Origin of the sequence: Undibacterium sp. Di27W, from assembly GCF_049340345.1 — a bacterium.
GTDB lineage: Bacteria > Pseudomonadota > Gammaproteobacteria > Burkholderiales > Burkholderiaceae_D > Undibacterium.
In genome coordinates, this window is the sequence record NZ_JBMPOS010000134.1 from 1 (window position 1) to 345 (window position 345).

Below are 345 nucleotides of genomic sequence, written 5' to 3' on the forward strand. Positions count from 1 at the left end.
GTACAAAGCAATGCCTCAGTCCACAACAACAGCTATGCCTACGACAACATGCAAAGGCAGACCCTGGTCGAAGGCAGCAGCAACAACAATGCCGCTGACCAGAACAACCTCACCAGCACCCAGGGCCACCTGCTGACCTATGACAAGAACGGCAACGTCGCCAGCGACACCGCCTGGGGCAAAGAACTGGTGGCACAAATCCCCTGGGGCAGTAACGGCCAGCCTGATGTCAGCCGCACCACCTACATCGTCAGGGAAGGGCTCATCACCCGCTACTTTAGCTATGATGCTGCCAACCGCGTCAGCAAAGTCGCTGTCGCCAGCTATGACCAGCTAGGCAAAGCC

At 57.7% G+C, this 345-nt stretch carries 1 protein-coding gene; it reads left to right on the top strand.

What is annotated here, in order from left to right:
- On the top strand, window positions 1-345 hold a 345-nt coding region (locus tag ACO0LF_RS31635; RefSeq protein ID WP_423021400.1), incomplete at both ends, for a hypothetical protein.